Here is a 19,659-nt window from a genome sequence, read left to right as displayed (position 1 = left end):
ATGAAAAAATCTCTTATTTCTCTTTTACCATATAATTCCTTAAAACTCCTATATTACTTATTTCAGCTTCTATTATATCCCCTTCTTTTAGATATTTACCTGTAGCTAAACCCACTCCAGATGGAGTACCAGTAGAAATTAAATCTCCTGGTTTAAGTGTGATACCGTTAGAAATATATTCTATAATCTGATCAATTTTAAATATCATATCTTCTGTGTATCCTTCTTGTCTTATTTCTCCGTTTACTTTTAAGGTGAGTTTTAAATTATGAGGATTTGGTATTTCGTCCTTGGTAACTATCCAAGGTCCCATAGGTAATGCAGTATCCATTCCTTTTCCATGAACCCATCTCATTCCATACGGATTTTCACTAGGAAATTGTTTATCTCTAAAGCTTATATCATTAAAAATAGTGTAACCAAAAACGTAATCTAATGGATTCTTAACGTATTTAGCTTTTTTTCCTATTACCACGCCAAGCTCGATTTCGTGATCTACCTTTTGTGAAGATTTAGGGATTAATACTGGCTGATTGTGTCCAACTAAAGTGTTATTAAATTTTGTAAATAGATAAGGTTCTTTAGGCGGGTTAGTACTAGTTTCATTACCGTGAGTTTTATAGTTTACAGCCATTAGGAAAATTTTTTCTGGATTAGGAATAGGCGGATAGTATAAAATCTGATTAGGATCTAACATAAACTCATCGTTATATTTTAGATCAGATAGAAGTTTTTTAACTAGAAATAATGAGCCTTCTCCTCCTTCAATGAATTCTTTTAGATCATAAAACCAGTTTGGAGCACTTGCATCATAAGTATATTCATAGGCTTTAACTAGATCAATTATTTTTCCATCTTGATATAATCCCACTCTTCTGCCATTTTGAGCAGAAAACAATAACAGTTTCATAAAGTTTCTAACTAACTATCCATATATAAGCGTTTTTTATAATGCTATGTGATAAGGCTATTAAAAATGTCTTAACGTTAAATCGTGAATGAAGTTTAATGCTTGTACTTAATTAAAAAGAATTAGTAATTTTTTTCTTTAATTTATTTTAATTCGTTTTTGACCAAGAGATTATTCAAACATTAAAACCTTTTTAAGTATTTGTGGAATCAGAATACACAAGATTTTTAAGTATTTGTGGAATCAGAATACACAATGATTGAGGAGCAAAATCCGTGGTGGAGATCTAAGAACTTAATTGAAGAAAACGAAACTTATAGAAAATATAAAGAGTCTAAAGTTAGGTGGATTCCAGATATAATACAAAAGATTCCGCTAGTCCCATTTTCGCTTAATATAATTTTAGGTCCCAGACAAGTTGGTAAAACTACCGCGCTAATACTCCTCGTTGAGAAATTACTTAATACCGTTAAAAATCCTAAATCGGTTTTTTATTTTTCATGTGATAAACTAGCTGATTATAAAGAATTAGATCAAGTTATTGAAGAATATTTAAAAATAAAGAAAAGTGAGGCAATACAGAATTCCTTTATAATTCTTGATGAAGTTACTTTTCCAAAAGAATGGTATAGGGCAATAAAATATAGAATAGATAAGGGAGACTTTAAGAATGATGTTTTAATTCTTACCGGCTCATTATCAATGAAAGCTAAAGGAGAAATAGAAAGTTTTCCAGGTAGAAGGGGAAATGGTAAAATATTTATAATGTATCCACTATCTTTCTCAAAATTCATAGAACTATTTAATATTAATATACCAAAAGGAGATATAGAGTATGCTATAAATCATGCAATAAATTATATACAATATAGACAAAAACTCAAAGAATTGCTTGATATCTATTTAATTACTGGAGGATTTCCTAATTCCATAAAAGATTATTTTAATTCTGGTAAAGTAAGCAATAGTACTATTTCAGATTTTATATCTAGCATTGTATTAGATATTAATAAATTAAGAAGAAGTGAGTCTTTTTTCAAATCTACTATAAGGGGAATTATAGAAAGAACGTCTAGTGAATACAGTTTTCATACGTTATCTAAAGATTATGGAGTAGGTAATGTTAAAACTGCGATTTCCTATGTAGAACTTTTAGAAAAACTTTTCCTCATTAATATAATCATGAGCATAGATCCTAATACTGGAAAACCTATACCTAGGAGAGAAAGGAAGTTTTATTTTGTCGATCCATTTATTTATAGAGCATTTTCTGATTGGGCTATGACTAAAATTCCAGACGATAATAAACTCGCAGAATCAATAGTAGTTTCTCATCTAGCTAGAATTTTCCCCACATTTTACTTTAAGAAAAATGGAGAAATTGATATTATTATACAATATAGAGAAAAGTTGATTGGAATTGAAGTGAAATACGGAAAATCTGTTAAGAAAGTTATAGGCAAGGTAAAGGATATAATATTTTTATCAAAAGAAGAAATAGATAAGAACGTTATTCCGATACCTATATTTTTAGGTTTATTAGATGTTCCTCAATCGATTGAAGCATCAGAAATAATATAGCATGTACAAGTTAAGAATATTTTAGGTCTTGACTTAGTATTAGCGAGCAAATGTTAATCATGTATATATACAAATTACATGCATATATTGTGCAATATCTATTAAAACTTTCAAAGCATAATAATATATTATGTCTGAAGTTATAGAGATAAGATCTCCATCTAATTTAAAAGTTATAGGTACCGTAAAAAGGATGAGCAAAGAAGAAGTAAGGCAGGAGATTGAAGAAGCCTATAAAGGATTTGAAGAAATATCTAAAATGCCATTATATAAGAGAACTGCAATATTAAGAAAAGTTTCTGAAATTTTAGAGGAAAGACAAGAAGATCTAGCAAAGCTTCTTGCGATGGAAGCTGGAAAACCTATTAAAGATTCTAGAGTAGAAGTTCTGAGAGCATCTAGACTTTTTAGGCAGACAGCTGAGGAAGCATCAATAGTACTAGAAGGTCATAACTACAGAGTTGATGCATATGAATACCCTCCAGGTAATGAAAATAGAATAGTGATCAGCACTAGAGAACCAATAGGAATAATTTCTGCAATACTTCCATTTAATTTTCCTATAAACTCTTTTGCGCATAAGGTAGCTCCAGCATTAGCTGTAGGAAATGCAGTAGTTGTAAAACCTAGTATAAGCACTCCTCTAGCAGCATTAGAAATGAAAAAGATATTAAGTGAGGCAGGACTTCCAGACAGTGCAGTTAGAGTAGTTACAGGTTATAGTAATGAAATTGGAGATGATATAATTACACATCCCCTTATAGGATTAATTACATTAACAGGTTCAACTCAAACAGGTTTAAATATAGCCTCAAAAGCAGTATCATTAGGTAAAAGAATAATAATGGAATTAGGTGGATCAGATCCGATAATTGTTTTAGAAGATGCGGATATTGAAAGAGCTTCTAGTATAGCGGTTAGAGCTAGATTTGAATATGCAGGACAAAATTGTAATGCTGGAAAAAGAATAATAGTAAGACAAGAAATAGCAGATAAGTTTACTAAGGCTTTTTATGAAAAAGTTAAAGCTCTAAAAATAGGCGATCCATTGGATGAATCAACTGACGTTGGACCCGTAATAAATGAAGAAAGTATTGAAAAATTAAATAAAATAGTAGAGGATGCTAAAATTAAAGGAGGTAAAGTGGAAGTAGTAGATGGACTAAAAAATGGTTACTTCTTCCCATTAACTATAATACCTAATGCCAACTTAGATATGCTTAGTTTAAAAACAGAAGTATTTGGTCCTATAGCACCTATTATCACAGTTAAGAGCGACGAAGAAGCAATTAGTATAGCTAATTCCACTGAATACGGATTACAATCTGCTATATTCACAAATAATCTAAATAGAGCATTAAAGATTAGTAAGGCATTAAAATTTGGTGCAGTAATTATAAACGATAGTACAAGATTAAGATTGGATTCGTTACCATTTGGAGGATTTAAGAAAACTGGAATAGGAAGAGAAGGAGTTAGAGATACCATGCTAGAGATGACAGAAAATAAGCTAGTTGGAATTACATTATTATAATAAGGAAAAAGGATATTATATTAATTAAGAGATTAACATAAATTCTTCATTTTTATATGTTCTTTCAAATGATGTCTTATACTCTCATTATTAGCCAAGAGTATTACTTATGCATAATCAGCAAAAGCAAGTATTTAAGAAAAATGTAAAAAGAATTTTGCCTTAGAATATTATTGGTATTTTTCTTTCATATAATCTAATAATCTAGACGGATTATACGCTTCTCCAAAGGATTTTAATTGCAATTCCTTAGGTGAGTATATTGCGCCATACTTGTGAATCTTTTCTCTTAACCAATCCTTTATTCCTTCAATATTATTAACGTTAAATCCTATACTATTCTTTAGATGGTAATAAACCATTCCAGCTATTACATTCCCTAACGTGTAAGTAGGAAAATAACCAAAAGAGCCTTGACTCCAGTGTACATCTTGTAATACGCCCTCTCCATCATTCTTAGGTGTTATTCCTAGGTATTTCTCCATTAATTCATTAAAAACTGAAGGAAACTCATTAGCTTCTAGACTTCCTTCTATTGCTTTTTTCTCGATCTCATACCTTATGGCGATATGAAAATTATATGTTACTTCGTCTGCATCAACTCTTATTGGTTGTCTTTTAACAGTATTAACGTAGTAGTATACGTCTTCAATAGGATCACTAACTTCTAGATAAGGATATATTAATTTAATGAAATCGTAGCTTCTTCCAACTATATTTTCAAAAAATCTAGATTGAGATTCATGGATACCTGTAGAGGGAGAAGAAGCTAATGGAGTGTATTCTAAGTTGCGATCTATTTGTAGTTCGTAAATAGCATGTCCACTTTCATGAACTAAGGAGTAAAGTGCTCTTTTGAAGTCGTATCCTTCATATCTTAAAGTTATCCTTACATCATCTCTATCCATAGAAGTAGTGAAAGGATGAGGAGATAAGTCTATTCTAAATCTATCTTTAGGCATTTTTAATACTTCATAAGCTATGTTCTCCATTACTTTACTCATTTTAGATACGTCGTATTTATCATCTTCAAAATGATATTTTTTGGTAAATCTATTGTCTAGTCTGTCTAAGATTGATGATAATCCTGGTAATAATTCTGCAAATATTTTATCAGCGTCTGTTACAGTAAATCCTTCTTCATATAAATCAAGTAGAGCACTATAAGGATGATCTTTGTAACCTAACCTTTGAGCTATTTCTCTGTTTATATCTATTATTTGTTCCAAATATGGTTTAAATATACTAAACTTTCCAGTATTCTTAGCATTTCTCCAAATTACTGTTGCTTCAGATGTTATTTTATTAAGTTTCATATCTAATTCTTCTGGTACTGCATCGTAGTACTTATATTGCCTTTCTAAGACTCTTTTTATTCCTTTCTCAACGTCATCTTTAGGTTCGATTTTTTCGATTTCTCCTCTAATGCCTAACAGTAATTTTCTCTTTAAAGCAAATAATCTAGCTATTGCTTCTCCTCTTTCTTCTATTCCTGAAGGAGGCATGTAGGTTTGAATATCCCATTCCAAGAGGTTTAATGCGTGATCTATTGCCCAAATATCTTCATACATGTATGTAAATCAAAAGAAGAAAATAAAAAGCTAAGTACATATGTTAGTACTAAAAATAAATGATAAGTCGATAAATTAAAATAAATACGAATATAAAATATGTATTATGTCAGAAAGTGCAGAAGGTCCATTTTTTGAAGATTTGAAAGTAGGATTAAAATTTAAAAGCAAAGTTGGTAGAACTATAACAGATGTAGATAATATATGGTTTACTCTATTAACTAATAATTCTAATCAGATTCATTTTAATAAAGACTATACAGAAAAATATTTCAAGGGTGAACCATTTAATGGCAGATTAGTAGTAAATGGTTTTCTTACCTTATCTATTGTGGCAGGACTATTAGTTGAGGAGACAAGTCAAAACGGATTTATGTTAGGTATAGATAACGTTAAGTTTGAATCCCCTGTATTTGCAGGTGATACCATTTATGCGGAAGCTGAAGTAATAGAAGCTAGAGAGTCTAAAAGTAGACTAGGTTTTGGAATAGTAAAAATTAGAACATACGGATATAATCAGAGAGGGGAGAAGATTATAGAATTCGATAGAGTATTTATGGTTAGGAAGAAAGGAAGCACGTGGAAAGGATAATTTTTTCATTATATTTTTATTCAGAGTAATCATCAATATATTTATAGTTTTTATATGATGCAGTTAATTGTTAAATGGAGTTAACTTATATTTGCTGGAATTTAAACATCATATATCGAATGATTCTTCTAGATATAATTTATGGAGTACAATAAAAAATAACATAATATAATAAGTTACATACATTTCTATATTTCAGTGACAAATGTATACTATATTATAACTTTTTAACGTAAATCACTTTTTTAAAATAAAAGCCTAGCATTTAAAAAATAAAACATATTAATCATTATCTATCGTTTTTCAAATATTATTGTTTTCTCCATAAGATAATGTTTTAGTCTTTATATAGAAAACGACTTAATATTACTTCAAAATAAATATTATAGTTTAATTCCTAAAAGTCTTCTAGCGGATTCTTTTATAATAGTTAATTTCTGTATATCATTAGCTCCTTCATATATTTTCATGATTTCTACATCTCTCAGCATCCTTTCTATACCTAAAGAGGTGGATACTCCATAACCTCCATGTACTGTTATTGCTCTAATAACTGCCTTTTCTGCTATTTCGGTAGTAAATAACTTTGCCATTGATGATGCTATTATTGCCTCGTTTTCTGATCCTCTATCCCATAATGAAGCAGCCCAGTAAGTTAATAGTCTTGCAGTATTTACTTCGGTCATCGATTCTGCAATTTTTTCTTGTACTAATTCAAATCCAACTAACGGTGTTTCGAATGCTTTTCTCTGCATTGAATACGATACTGTTCTCTCTAAAGCTGCTTGTGCTACACCTAAAGCTTGTGCAGCTACACCTACTCTAGTTCTATCAAATGTTGCCATGGCATATTTAAATCCTTGTCCTTCTTCTCCAATTAAATTTTCGGCTGGGATTTCAACATCTTCAAAAGATAATTCTGCAGTATTTGAAGCCTTTAAGCCTGTAGTATCTATTCTGCCTACTACTTTTACTCCTTTCCAATTTCTATCTACTATAAACATTGATATTCCTTTCCATCTTGCGTTGGGTTCTGGGGGCGACGTTCTAGCAGTAACTACATAATAATCAGCAACTCCTCCATTTGTTATAAATATTTTCCTTCCATTAAGTATATATTTTCCATTTACCTTTTTTGCTGTAGATTGAATTCCTGCTACGTCTGAACCAGCTCCGGGTTCAGTATTTGCAAATGCTGCCTTTTTCTCACCTTTTGCTACTGGTATTACGTATTTTTTCTTTTGCTCCTCATTTCCATAAAGTAAAATCGGAGCCATATAAAGTCCTCCTATCATTACTCTTACAGAAAAAGATGGCCAGATTCTGCACATTTCTTCTTGGGCTATAGCAGTCATTAGTACATCTCCACCAGATCCTCCATACTGTTCTGGGACGTTAATTCCAAATAATCCTAAATCTCTTGCTTTTTGCAATAGTTCTTCTGGTATATTGCCTTCTTTTTCTCCCTTTTCTACATAACTTGCTATATCTCTTTCCATAAATTCCCTTACTGCTCTTCTAAATAACTCATGCTTTTCTGATATATTTATAGAGAATGTTTCGACACTACTAAATGGTAGAACCATAATTATTAGTAATGTTTATCTAATTTAAAATCTTTTCTAAATATTACGAATAAGGATAATGTTGAAATGCTTGTTCTAAATGCGACTAGTTTTAAGGACAAAAAATGTTGAATTATATAAATCTGCTAACTAAACATAAGATTTGGAATTTATAAAAAATCAGACTCTTTCTATAACTACTGATGCTCCTTGTCCTCCTCCAACGCACAAAGTAGCTACTCCATAGTCTTTTCCTTCTATTAAAAGCTGTCTTGCTAACGTACCAATAATTCTAGCCCCAGTTGCTCCTAGTGGATGGCCAATAGCTATTGCACCTCCTCTTTTGTTTATTTTATCTTCATCAATTTTTAACTCTTTAATTGCATTAAGTACTACGACTGCAAATGCCTCATTTATTTCCCATAAGTCAATTTGTGAAGAATTTAAATTGGCTTTATCTAGTGCCTTTTTTGAAGCTGGTACTGGTCCCTTTCCCATAACATCTGGTGGAACTCCTGCAAATCCATAACTTCTAATTTTTGCCATTGGAGTTAGTCCGTATTTTCGAACTGCATTCTTAGACATTAATAATAGGTAAGACGCACCAGAATTCAATGGTGCAGAATTTCCTGCAGTAATTTTTCCATTCTGCTTAAAAGCTGGCGGTAATTGAGATAGTTTTTCTATAGTTGTATCTGGTCTTATTGACTGATCTTGATCTAAAGTTATCTTTTTGCCTTCTACGTCTATTTCTATTGGTAAGATTTCGTTTTTAAAATATCCATTTTGATAAGCTAAATATGCCAATTTATGGCTACGTAGTGAAAATTGATCCATTTCTTCTCTAGATATTCCTGCTTCTTCAGCTAATTTTTCTGCAGTTAGTCCCATTACGTATCCGTTTCCTAGATCATATTCAGCATAAGTAGGATCTGTTAAAAATTTGGTATTTATTTCGATATGTGGATTATCAAACATTGGAGTTTTAGACATTTTTTCTACTCCTCCTGCAATAACTATATCCGCCATCCCTGATGCTATCTCTGAAGCTCCTAACGAAACTGTTGTAATGGATGATGCACATTGCCTATCTACTGCCATAGCTGGTATAGTATATGGAAGTCTACTTGCGAATACTTCATGTCTACCTCCAAAAGACCATTGTTCTCCTACTTGTAATGCACATCCAGTTATTAATTCGTCTATATCTTTGGGATCAATTCCATTCTTTTCTATTATTTTTCTTATTACTAGGGAAGCTAATTCTTCTGGCCTTAAATTGTAGAATGGATCTTTTTGCGGATCTTTTCTACTAAATCTAGTAAATGGAGTTCTTAGAAAGTCTACTATATAAACATCTTCCATCATAAAACTTTTCACTATTATATTTTAGCGTAAGAGAGGTATATAAGAATAGATAAAAGACTTATGGCAATTATAGCATTGTAAGTTAGATTCTTAATCTGTAGCTACGAAATATTTAAGTATAGTTTTACTGTTTATTAAATAAAAGTAGTTAACTAGTATATCAAAAAAATATTATGTTATTAATTCATCTTTTTGATAAAAATACGTGATAGAAGCATTAATCGGTAAATATCTTCTCTATACGAATTAAGAAATTTTTTCAATACCGATGTGTGTGTCAATTTTCTCTATTTCAGTAAATCTTTTAGTACTGCTCCTACCATAAGCGTGACTCTTCTAGATACGTTAGGAGATCCTATGAATGCATGAATCTCACCATTTATTCTGATACTTATTGTATCTACGTTAGATTGGATTAATCGGCTAGCGTATGCCTCGCCTTGATCTCTTAGTGGATCATATTCTGCTGTTACAACTATTGCTGGTGGTAAATTACTTAGATTATCTGCTGTTAAAGGTGATAGTAATGGATTAAGAAGATCGTGTTGGTCTCTAATATATAAAGAAATTGAATTATCTACTGGTACATTTATATCAAGGAAATATCCTTTACTATATTCATTCATTGATTTTGAGGCTAGATCTGGATAAACAAAAGGTACTACTAATGCTTGAGCTGATAATTTAATACCTTTATCTCTAGAAAGTAATGCTACAACAGAAGCTAGGTTTCCTCCTGCACTTATTCCAAATACTCCTATATTTCTTTTTCCTAAATTGTCAGCATTTTCATATGCCCATTTAGTTGCGGTAAAACAATCGTTCACGGCTGTGGGAAATTTATATTCTGGAGCAAGTCTGTAATCTACCGAAATAACTATACAATTGCAAGCGTTTGCCAAAACTCTAGATATAGCATCTTCGGTCTCAATATTTCCTAAAATCCATGCACCTCCATGGAAATGAAGTACTATTGGTAAATCTTTTCTATCATTTGGGTAATATATTCTTATAGGTAAATTATATCCGTCTTCAGTTTTTATTGTTTTATCTTCAGTTTTATATATTTTTTCCTTAGGAGCTAAATTAGCTAGTAGAGAATTAGTTTTTTCTCTAAACTCTTGGAAAGAGTGTATCTCCTGAAAATTCTTATAGTAATAGCTTAAAAATTCCCTAACTTTAGGATCTAGAGGCATAATATTAGCACCTAGTTTTAATTTATTTTTTCGAGTATAAAAAGATTCCTTAATATTGGAAAAAATTCTAATACCTTTATTTTATTTTTCTACTATTTTCTTTTTTATAGTTCACTAAAAAATCTTTTTAAGTAAATTCATGATATATAATTTATGCCACAAATTCAGAAGGCTTTAGTTGTAGGAGCAGGTACTATGGGACATGGAATAGCAGAATTATTAGCTATTGCTGGATATAAAGTGTATTTAAACGATGTAGCAGAAGACTTGCTTAAAAATGCAATGGAAAAAATTAAATGGAGTTTATCAAAGCTCCAAGAGAGAGGAGAAATAAAGGAAAGTATAGACAGCATAATGTCAAGAATAACCACAATTGTAGGATTTCCAGATATAATAAAAGATGTAGATTTCGCAATAGAAGCATCTCCAGAAAAAATGGAAATAAAAGCAGAAATATTCTCAAAACTTAGTCAAATTCTATCATCTGACGCAATATTAGCTACAAACACTAGTAGTTTACCTATATCAAAGATAGCTGAAAATGCTAAAAATCCTCAGAGAGTAGTAGGGATGCATTTCTTTAATCCTCCAGTGTTGATGCCATTAGTAGAAGTAATGAAAGGAGATAAAACTAGTGACGATACAGCAAAGACAGTATATGAGTTAGCAAAAAAATTAGGAAAACAGCCAATAATGATTAATAAAGATGTGCCAGGATATATAGTAAACAGAATTCTAGCAGCAATAAATGGAGTAGCTTGTGTTCTAGTAGAAAAAGGAATTGCAGATTATTTTACAATAGACGCTGTAGCTAGATATAAATTAAATTTCCCAATGGGAATATTCGAACTTTTAGATTACACTGGAATAGATGTTGCCTATTATGTTGGAAAAAGTTTTGAGGAGTATGATAAATCTGCGTCTAATATTCCGTTATGTAGCATTATTCAGAAAAAATTTGAAAGTAAAGAGCTTGGTGTTAAGACTGGTAAAGGATTCTATGAGTATCCTCAAGGCAAGTATGTTAAACCAGATATTCCAAAGGATTATGCTGAAAAAATGAGGCCAGAATTATTAATCTCTTTGGGAGTTAACGAGGCTTCCAGATTATTAAGAGAAGGAATAGCTACTAGAAACGATATTGATTTAGGAGTAAAGCTAGGCTTAGGTTTTCCAAAAGGAATATTTCAATATGCCGACGAGTATGGAATAGATAAAATTGTTAATTCGATAGAGGAATTAAGGAAGATAGGATTAAACGTCCAAGTAGATAATTTGTTATTAGAGAAGGTAAATAATAAAGAGCTTGGTGTTAAGACTGGTAAAGGATTCTATGATTATGGAAAAGTAGAGGAGAAACAGTATTCAACAATAATTCTTAGACTGGAGCCCCCTTTAGCTTGGATAATACTTAATAGACCAGATAAATTGAACTCGTTAAGCGTGGAATTAATTAATGAATTGAATAAAATTTTAGATGAGTTAGAATTAAATGAAAACGTAAGAGTTGTCATAATAACTGGAAATGGAAGGGCATTTTCATCAGGAGCTGATATAACATCGTTCCTTTCTTTAAGGCCAATAGATATGATAAGATTAAGGAGCTTAAAAGATCTTTACAATAAAATATCATTATATACAAAGCCAGTAATTGCTGCATTAAATGGTTATACATTGGGAGGAGGATTAGAAATGGCAATGGCATGTGATATTAGAATAGCATCAGAAAATGCAAAATTAGGACAACCAGAAATAAACTTAGGATTAATACCTGGAGCAGGAGGAACGCAAAGACTACCTAAGCTAATAGGAAAAGGAAGAGCAAAATTATTAATATATACTGGAGATATGATAGATGCTAAAGAAGCTTACGAGTTAGGCCTAGTAGATTTAGTAGTTCCGCAAAATAGTTTCGAAGAAGAAGTTAGAAGAATAGCATTAAGAATAGCAGAAAAATCTCCATTATCATTACTAGCAGCTAAAATTGCTATCGAATTAGGCTATGATTCTAATATATGGACAGGAGGAGAATTAGAATCTAGTTTATTTGGATTACTATTAAGCACAGAAGATGTTAAAGAAGGAGTATCTGCATTTGTTAGTAAAAGGAAACCTGAATTCAAGGGTAAATGATTTTTTATTATCAATATAATAAAAGGATCACTAAGCTAAGTATTTTTTATTTTCTTTCTCTCAATACTATTTATATAAAACGTAATAAAGTTTTACTTAAATATAACCATAGGAAGAAGATTTAAAAGTAAATTAACCTATTATATCAAATGCTGTATACTCTAAGATTGCCTATTAAAGGTTCTCTAAATCATGTTAACACTTATCTACTTGGAGACATTAAGAATTTCTTGCTCATAGATACCGGATTACCAACTCCGGAAGATATTTCTACCTTAACTGAATATTTGAAAAAATATGGAAGTCCAAAGAGAGTTCTAATAACTCATTATCATCCTGACCATATAGGTCTAGTGAGTTTATTTGCAAAATCTGCAGAAATTCTAATTAACGAAAAAGAGTTAGAATTCTTAAATTTTATTTTTGATGATAATTATGATCATATTATAGGAAAATTTCTTTCTGAAAATGGATTTCCTAAAGAATATACTGAAATTATTTTACAAAACAGAAATAGAATAAAAGAAATTACAAAAAATGTGAAATTTACTGAGATTAAAGATAATGATGAAATAATAATATCGGACAAGAAAGGAAAATTCATATGGACTCCAGGTCATACTATAGGTCATACTTGCCTTTACTACGAGAAATTACTATTCTGTGGAGATCATATTTTGCCTCATATAACTCCAAACGTATCTTTACTAAGGCCTGATGATAATCCACTCAAGGAATATATAGAAAGTTTAGAAAGAATTATGGAACTTGATGTAGAGAAAGTATATCCAGCACATGGAGATCCATTTACAAATATAAGGGAAAGGATAAACGAAATTAAAAAACATCATGAGAGAAGACTTCAAGAAATAATAAATATCTTGCAGAAAAGAGGGAAGGCTAACGCATATGAAATATCCACTAACATTTCTTGGTATAAACCTTGGCAAGAACTTGGAAACATAGACAAACAATTAGCTATAGGAGAAACATTAGCCCATATTAAATATTTACAAGAAAATAATACTATAAGCATGCATGATGCAGGCAATGTTATATTTTATACTTTGAAATAATACATATAGATTTAGTTTTTGTGCTATTTAAACTATATTAAATCCTATTTAGTAGAACTAACGTTAAATCTCCTTATAAGATATAGCTATAAAAATGAAGTAGTATCGTTAAGAATATTTGTTTGAAGTCAAATCTTTTACGTTACGAAGATACTGCATTATATTAAATAAATTTTAATAATATAAGTTTCATAAGTTATCTTATGAGTAGTAAATATTTTGAGTATCAATTAACTGTAGATAATATTTTAGAGACTGGCGTAACTACATTTCCTAATAGAGAGATAGTATATAGAGACATTAGAAGATATACATTCTCTAGTTTTTCCGATTCCGTAAAAAGATTATTATCAGGATTAAAGAAGAATATTAACATAAAGCAAGGAGATAGGATAGGCGTAATGGATTGGGATACTGACGTCTATCTTCATGCTTATTATTCAGTACCAATGTCAGGAGCAGTTTTACATACTGTAAATATTAGATACCCCCCAGAATTAATTCTTAAAACAGTACTACAAGCAGAGGACAAATATTTAATAGTTAGGGATGAATTTTTACCACTGGTAGAGAAAGCAGCAAATTTTATTCCAGTAGGAATGAAAATAATAACATATAATGATAATAAAGAAAAGGTGAAGAGTTCACTTCCAGTTATAGACTTCTGGGAATTAGTAGATAGCAATGAACCTAGTGAACCAGAAAATCTAAACGAAAATATGATGGCTACTCTATTCTTTACTTCAGGTACTACAGGCGAACCGAAAGGTGTGTGGTTCACCCATAGAAAATTAGTTTTACATGCTTTAGGAGTTTCATTAGTAGGTGGAAGGCCACCATTAAATCTATCTACTAAAGATACGTATCTTATTCTAGTTCCAATGTTTCATGTGCATTCTTGGGGATATCCTTACGTGTTTATGCTAAATGGCGTAAAATATGTATTGCCAGGTAGATATGATTACGGCTTAATTCTTAAATTAATGGATAGAGAAAAAGTTACTTTTTCAGCTATGGTTCCTACTATACTATACTTATTAATTTCTCACCCTGATGCTAATAAATATAGTAATGTATTTAAGAATTGGAAAGTAACAATAGGTGGATCTGCATTGCCAGAGGGATTAGCTAGAAAGGCTCAAGAACTAGGTATTACAGTACTTTGCGGATATGGACTATCTGAAACATGCCCAGTTATTACGGTATCATACTATAATTCATTAGTTGAAAATGATAATGATGAAAATAAATTCTACGAAACTATAACTGCAGGTGCTCCTTTACCATTCGTAAAAATAAAGATATTTGATCCAATAACTGGAAAAGAGAAAAATAGAGGAGAGATAGGTGAAGTGGTAGTTAGATCTCCATGGTTAACTCAAGAGTACTATAAGGATCCAGAAAAAACTGAAGCACTGTGGAAAGATGGATGGTTACACACTGGAGATTTAGGGTTTATTGACGACAAAGGATATCTTCATATAGTCGATAGAGAAAAGGATGCAATAAAAAGCGGAGGAGAATTCATACCATCTTTATTACTTGAAGACGTTATATCTTTACATCCTAAAGTATCGCAAGTAGCCGTAGTAGGTGTAAAAGATGAAAAATGGGGAGAAAGGCCTGTAGCATTTATTGTACCTAAAGGAGATCTTAAAGAAGAAGAATTAAGATCCTTCTTAAATGATTTAGCTAACAAAGGAAGAATTCAGAAATGGTGGATTCCAGATAGATTTATATTTATAAATACTATGCCGTTAACATCTACGAATAAAATAGATAAAAAAGCATTAAGAGATCAAATAAAGTAATTGTTTTATAATAATTTCTATTTTTTCTTATAATATAATTTTTTGATATCTCTTTTATTATGATAAGATTTTTATTTATGTCTAATATAGATATATCTGAATAAGTATGATAAAGACAGAAACGTTTAGTATAGATCAAAATAAAGTAAAAGATTTCTATTCTAATTCTAGTAATTTTATAAATTGTATACCAAATGTCAAAGATATAAACGGAAACCAATTTAAGCTAAATGCCATTGTAGGTGCAATGCAATTTACCGTAGATGCAGAATTAACTCAACAAACAAATAATAATCAGTATTTAACATTCATTAAAATAAATGGACCAGGAGTAACAATAAATATAACATCTAAATTAACTATACAAGATAACCAAGGCTCTATAGATGCAGACTATACTGCTGAAGGACCTGCAGTATCAATGGTTGGAGGATTACTTGATTCTACTATTAATACAATGATGAATCAGACCTCTGAATGCATAAAGAAAAAAATATCTAGCAAATCATGAAATACAATCTGAAGATATGCCTAGTGTATATCTAAAACTTAATGAGAGCTTAAAGTCAAATCATTATGAAGAGAATAACATTAACTTGCAAATAATCTACATACTAAAAGTTATGTAACTTTTTATTACTATATAAAATATTAGGTAAATTTTTCTCAATTATTTATAGTACTATTTCATTAGCATAACATTTTAATTTGATTAATTTAATTTATTTAATCATGGTAACTGAGCCTAAAACTAAAAAAGGAAAGGAAACAGTTAGAAGAATCTTAGAAGCGTCTCTTGAAACTATAGCAGAAAAAGGATTTATGAACACTACAGTAGAAGATATCGCAATAAAAGCCAATATAGCATATGGATTATTTTATTATTATTTCAAAGATAAGCATGAAGTATTGAGTGAGTTAATAAAATCAATAAATAGGGATATGAGATATTATTTAAAATCTAATACCATAGATTCCGCTAATAGAATAGAAATAGAGAAAAAAGGAATTTTGAAATATTTAGAGTGGTTTAATACAAATAAAAAGTATCATAGAGTAATTATAGAAGCTGAAGTCCACGATCCACAACTATATCAATGGTTTTTTACTAAATTAGCCGATAGATATAAAATTGGTCTTGAAGAAGCAATGAAAAAAGGAGAAATAATTAATGTAGATCCGGAACTACTAGCTTATGTCCTTATAGGAATAGGAGAAATATTAGGTAAGAGATATTTATTATGGGATAATAGTGGACCTAATGAAAAAATAAAAAATGATATACAATATTTAATAGATAATCTATTACATCCAAGATAATTAATAGAACTTAATTCTTAAATATATCAGTATAAGCTACAATTCTATAACTTCTAGACTCACTATAAACATATTTAACTCCATAAATAAAATATAGTTTAATGAATAAAATTTTGATAGTAGGCCTTATAGGTATACTTTCTGCATGGATCACAATTATAATTTCCGCGTTGATAAACCCCTGGTTTAGTATTACGCATAACGCACTAAGCGATTTAGGTGGAGGAGGGCCACTAAATGGGCATCCATATCCTACAGATCCATTAGTATATAATGGAGGACTTATTATTACATCATTAATAATTCTTATATTTTCCATTTTAATAGTTAATAACTCTAGAAATAAATTAGAAATAGTGGGAGGATCATTTTTTATGATTTCTGCATTGTTTTTGGCACTAATAGGAATTTACCATGAAGGAACATATCCCCATAATTTTGTTTCATTATGGTTCTTTATTTTAGCCTCAATATCATATATAGTTATATCCATATCCTTAATTCTTACCAGAATATTTCTAAAAATTGGGATTATATTGTTAAGTTTGATAATATTGGGATGGATACTTTTTATTATTATCCCTTGGCAATCAGTAGCCGAAGATGAAATATTTGGAATAAGTATTATTGATATATGCGTAATTTTACATGGAATATCATTTAATAAAATACATTAATTAGGTAGTTTATGGAGCATCTAAAATTAAGATTTTTCTCCAAAATATAACAATCCGTGAACTACCGTAAATTATTCAAATAGTATACACTATTAATTAGAAATATCTTGTATATAGCACTGTAATTGACTAGCTAAATGTTTAATGTAGTATATGGAAATTTTTCAATTATCTCTATAAATATATTATTTGCTTAATTTCATTCTCACTAATTATATTTTCTTAATATTCATAAAACTAAATTCTTCCTTAAACTTTCTAAAAGACTAAAAATAATATAGGGACTATTATTAGATACTATTTATCCGATAAATTTTCTCATTAAAACTTACACATTCTAGATTAAGAATCTTTAGATACTATAACTTAACTCTATACTATAGCTAAATTTAGAATGAAATTATGATAATCACTTTTTATGAACAACTATATCTAAAAATAGTTTAGTAACATAGCCTAAAAATCTAACTACTTTAAACGATATATTTCTAAGTATTAATCTAATAAGGAGTAATAATACAAGTTTTGCTGTATTTTCACATATATATTGAATAGTAAAGATAGTGTTTTTTATCTGAATACAAGATACATTTAGGTGAGCTACACTTAAATAATTTAAAAGATAATCCAAACAAAGTTTAAAACTATAGGAAACGTATGATATTTTGGTGATGTTGTTTGCTTAGAGGGTTATACCCAGGGAGATTTCAGCCATTTCATTTAGGTCATTTGAGTGTTGTTAAGTGGGCTTTGGAGAGGGTTGATGAGTTGGTTATTCTTGTTGGTAGTAGTCAGGAGAGTCATACTTTGGTTAATCCTTTTACTGCTGGTGAGAGGGTTGAGATGATTAGGTTGGGTTTGGAGGAGGCTGGTGTTTCTTCTAGTAAGTATTTTATTATTCCTATTCCTGATGTTTTGATGAATAGTGTTTGGGCTTATCATGTTAAATTGTATTCTCCTAAGTTTGAGAAGGTTTTTGCTAGGAATCCTTTAGTTCTTAGACTTTTTAAGGAGGCTGGGGTAGAAGTTGAGGAACCTCCAGCATTTAATCGAGAAAAGTATAATTCAACATTAATTAGGAAAATGATTATAACTGGAGAAAATTGGGAAAACCTAGTGCCAGAAAAAGTTTACAAATATATAATAAACATAAAAGGAGACGAAAGACTAAAAGAAATAACAAGAAGTGATAAAATTTTGAACTATTGATTTTTTATATGTTAATCAATTTATTTTTTAAACTAATGTAAACTTATGGAATAAGTACTGCTCTACCTATTATCTTAGAATTATTTAACTTCTCTATCGCTATATTTACATCTTCCAGACTAAAAGTTTCATAGAATGGAATAATTTTCTGATCATGAATTAGCTTAACTGCTTCTAGTACTTCTTGTCTAGTATATGCTGCTGAGCCTATAATTCTTTGTTGTCTCATTATAGTTAATGCTGGCCTTTTTAAAGAGATTTCACTTCCTTCTATATTTCCTATTAATATTAATGTACCATCTCTACTTAATGCTCTTAGACTTTCGTTTATCGTTTGATTTCCTACTAATTCCATAACAACATCTACGTCTTTTATTAATTTAGAGAAATCCCTTTGAGTAATGGTAATATCAGAATATTTACTTACAATTTCCTTTTTTGACTCTGATGTTATAGATACTAATTGAACTCCTAATAAACGTAAATATTGTAGTAAATGAATACCAACTCCTCCTCCTGCACCTGTAACAAGTACTTTATCACCTCTTTTTATATTAGCTAACCGTGAAGCATGTATTGCTGTAGCTAATGGGCATACGGATGCAGCATATGCTTTGTAGTTATCATCAGGAAGATAATATATGTTATCCGCTGGTACATATACTTCGTCAGCATATCCGCCTGGTCTTCCTTCACCTAAAAATATACTATTTTCGCATAGATTTTCCCTTTCTGAGTTACAATATTTACATTTTTTACATATAATAGTACCATAAACTCCAACTGGTCTTCCGTTATATTCTCCAAATATCTCGTGACCTAAAATCAATGGCGGATGTAAATTTTTGAATCCACCTTTCCATATAACTATATCCCTACCACATATTCCACTAGCTTTAATTTTTATGTCTATATCTTTCTCATTTTTGTCAATTTTTTCTATTTGTTTTATTACTAAAGGTTTTCCGAATTCTTCAACTACTGCAGCTTTCAACGCTATCAATTAGATCTTAAATAAAGAAATATTAAACTTAGCTATAAATTTAGTCAGTTAATGTTTAATATATAATTTTGTAAATTAAGTAAAATTTCATTTAAAGTATAATTTTCCATTGA

16 protein-coding genes are annotated in these 19,659 nt (G+C 30.1%); 10 read left to right on the top strand and 6 right to left on the bottom strand.

Going from position 1 to position 19,659, the window contains the following annotated elements:
* Positions 1-13 precede the first annotated feature (13 nt).
* The gene (locus B6F84_RS05480; RefSeq protein WP_148691307.1) at positions 14-910 is read right to left on the bottom strand and encodes a fumarylacetoacetate hydrolase family protein; all 897 of its coding nucleotides are present in this window, start codon (positions 908-910) and stop codon (positions 14-16) included.
* A 255-nt stretch (positions 911-1,165) separates the two neighbouring features.
* Here B6F84_RS05480 and B6F84_RS05475 point away from each other — a divergent pair, with 255 nt between their 5' ends.
* Both B6F84_RS05475 and B6F84_RS05470 read left to right on the top strand, forming a co-directional pair.
* Positions 1,166-2,491, top strand: coding sequence for an ATP-binding protein (locus B6F84_RS05475; RefSeq protein WP_148691306.1), 1,326 nt, complete (start codon positions 1,166-1,168; stop codon positions 2,489-2,491).
* Positions 2,492-2,618: 127 nt separating this feature from the next.
* The gene (locus B6F84_RS05470; protein WP_187152771.1) at positions 2,619-4,025 is read left to right on the top strand and encodes an aldehyde dehydrogenase family protein; all 1,407 of its coding nucleotides are present in this window, start codon (positions 2,619-2,621) and stop codon (positions 4,023-4,025) included.
* A 170-nt stretch (positions 4,026-4,195) separates the two neighbouring features.
* Here the strand turns inward: B6F84_RS05470 and B6F84_RS05465 are convergent, their stop codons facing one another.
* A complete protein-coding gene (locus B6F84_RS05465; protein ID WP_148691304.1) occupies positions 4,196-5,596 on the bottom strand; it encodes a carboxypeptidase M32 in 1,401 nt (466 codons plus the stop codon).
* A 106-nt stretch (positions 5,597-5,702) separates the two neighbouring features.
* Between B6F84_RS05465 and B6F84_RS05460 the strand changes: the two genes are divergently transcribed.
* Positions 5,703-6,188 carry a MaoC family dehydratase gene (locus B6F84_RS05460; protein ID WP_148691303.1) on the top strand — a complete coding sequence of 162 codons (486 nt, stop codon included), beginning with the start codon at positions 5,703-5,705 and terminating at the stop codon, positions 6,186-6,188.
* Between the two features lie 383 nt (positions 6,189-6,571).
* Here the strand turns inward: B6F84_RS05460 and B6F84_RS05455 are convergent, their stop codons facing one another.
* The 3 genes from B6F84_RS05455 to B6F84_RS05445 form a co-directional block, all read right to left on the bottom strand.
* On the bottom strand, positions 6,572-7,774 hold the full coding sequence (locus B6F84_RS05455) for an acyl-CoA dehydrogenase family protein (RefSeq protein ID WP_148691302.1): 1,203 nt from the start codon (positions 7,772-7,774) through the stop codon (positions 6,572-6,574).
* 159 nt (positions 7,775-7,933) lie between these two features.
* On the bottom strand, positions 7,934-9,121 hold the full coding sequence (locus B6F84_RS05450) for an acetyl-CoA C-acetyltransferase (protein WP_148691301.1): 1,188 nt from the start codon (positions 9,119-9,121) through the stop codon (positions 7,934-7,936).
* 287 nt (positions 9,122-9,408) lie between these two features.
* A complete protein-coding gene (locus tag B6F84_RS05445) occupies positions 9,409-10,317 on the bottom strand; it encodes an alpha/beta hydrolase (protein ID WP_148691300.1) in 909 nt (302 codons plus the stop codon).
* A 153-nt stretch (positions 10,318-10,470) separates the two neighbouring features.
* Between B6F84_RS05445 and B6F84_RS05440 the strand changes: the two genes are divergently transcribed.
* The 7 genes from B6F84_RS05440 to B6F84_RS05410 all read left to right on the top strand — a co-directional run bounded on the left by B6F84_RS05440 (position 10,471) and on the right by B6F84_RS05410 (position 18,543).
* Positions 10,471-12,450, top strand: coding sequence for a 3-hydroxyacyl-CoA dehydrogenase/enoyl-CoA hydratase family protein (locus B6F84_RS05440; protein ID WP_148691299.1), 1,980 nt, complete (start codon positions 10,471-10,473; stop codon positions 12,448-12,450).
* A 149-nt stretch (positions 12,451-12,599) separates the two neighbouring features.
* Positions 12,600-13,526, top strand: a complete 927-nt coding sequence (locus B6F84_RS05435; protein WP_148691298.1) for an MBL fold metallo-hydrolase — start codon at positions 12,600-12,602, stop codon at positions 13,524-13,526.
* Positions 13,527-13,729: 203 nt separating this feature from the next.
* Positions 13,730-15,337 (top strand): long-chain-fatty-acid--CoA ligase, encoded by a 1,608-nt coding sequence (locus B6F84_RS05430; protein WP_148691297.1) that lies wholly within the window; start codon positions 13,730-13,732, stop codon positions 15,335-15,337.
* 106 nt (positions 15,338-15,443) lie between these two features.
* Entirely contained in the window at positions 15,444-15,848 is a 405-nt protein-coding gene (locus B6F84_RS05425) for an SRPBCC domain-containing protein (RefSeq protein ID WP_148691296.1), read from the top strand.
* 221 nt (positions 15,849-16,069) lie between these two features.
* Entirely contained in the window at positions 16,070-16,657 is a 588-nt protein-coding gene (locus B6F84_RS05420; protein WP_148691295.1) for a TetR/AcrR family transcriptional regulator, read from the top strand.
* 101 nt (positions 16,658-16,758) lie between these two features.
* On the top strand, positions 16,759-17,334 hold the full coding sequence (locus tag B6F84_RS05415) for a DUF998 domain-containing protein (protein ID WP_148691294.1): 576 nt from the start codon (positions 16,759-16,761) through the stop codon (positions 17,332-17,334).
* A 678-nt stretch (positions 17,335-18,012) separates the two neighbouring features.
* Positions 18,013-18,543 (top strand): nicotinamide-nucleotide adenylyltransferase, encoded by a 531-nt coding sequence (locus B6F84_RS05410; RefSeq protein WP_148691293.1) that lies wholly within the window; start codon positions 18,013-18,015, stop codon positions 18,541-18,543.
* A gap of 43 nt (positions 18,544-18,586) precedes the next feature.
* On the opposite strand, the gene B6F84_RS05405 is transcribed toward B6F84_RS05410, so the two are convergent.
* The gene (locus B6F84_RS05405) at positions 18,587-19,537 is read right to left on the bottom strand and encodes an alcohol dehydrogenase catalytic domain-containing protein (RefSeq protein WP_187152770.1); all 951 of its coding nucleotides are present in this window, start codon (positions 19,535-19,537) and stop codon (positions 18,587-18,589) included.
* Positions 19,538-19,659 lie beyond the last annotated feature (122 nt).

It is taken from the genome of Acidianus manzaensis (genome assembly GCF_002116695.1).
Taxonomy (GTDB): domain Archaea; phylum Thermoproteota; class Thermoprotei_A; order Sulfolobales; family Sulfolobaceae; genus Acidianus; species Acidianus manzaensis.
Note: the sequence above shows the minus strand (reverse complement) of the source record. Positions and strands in the feature narration are given on the sequence as shown.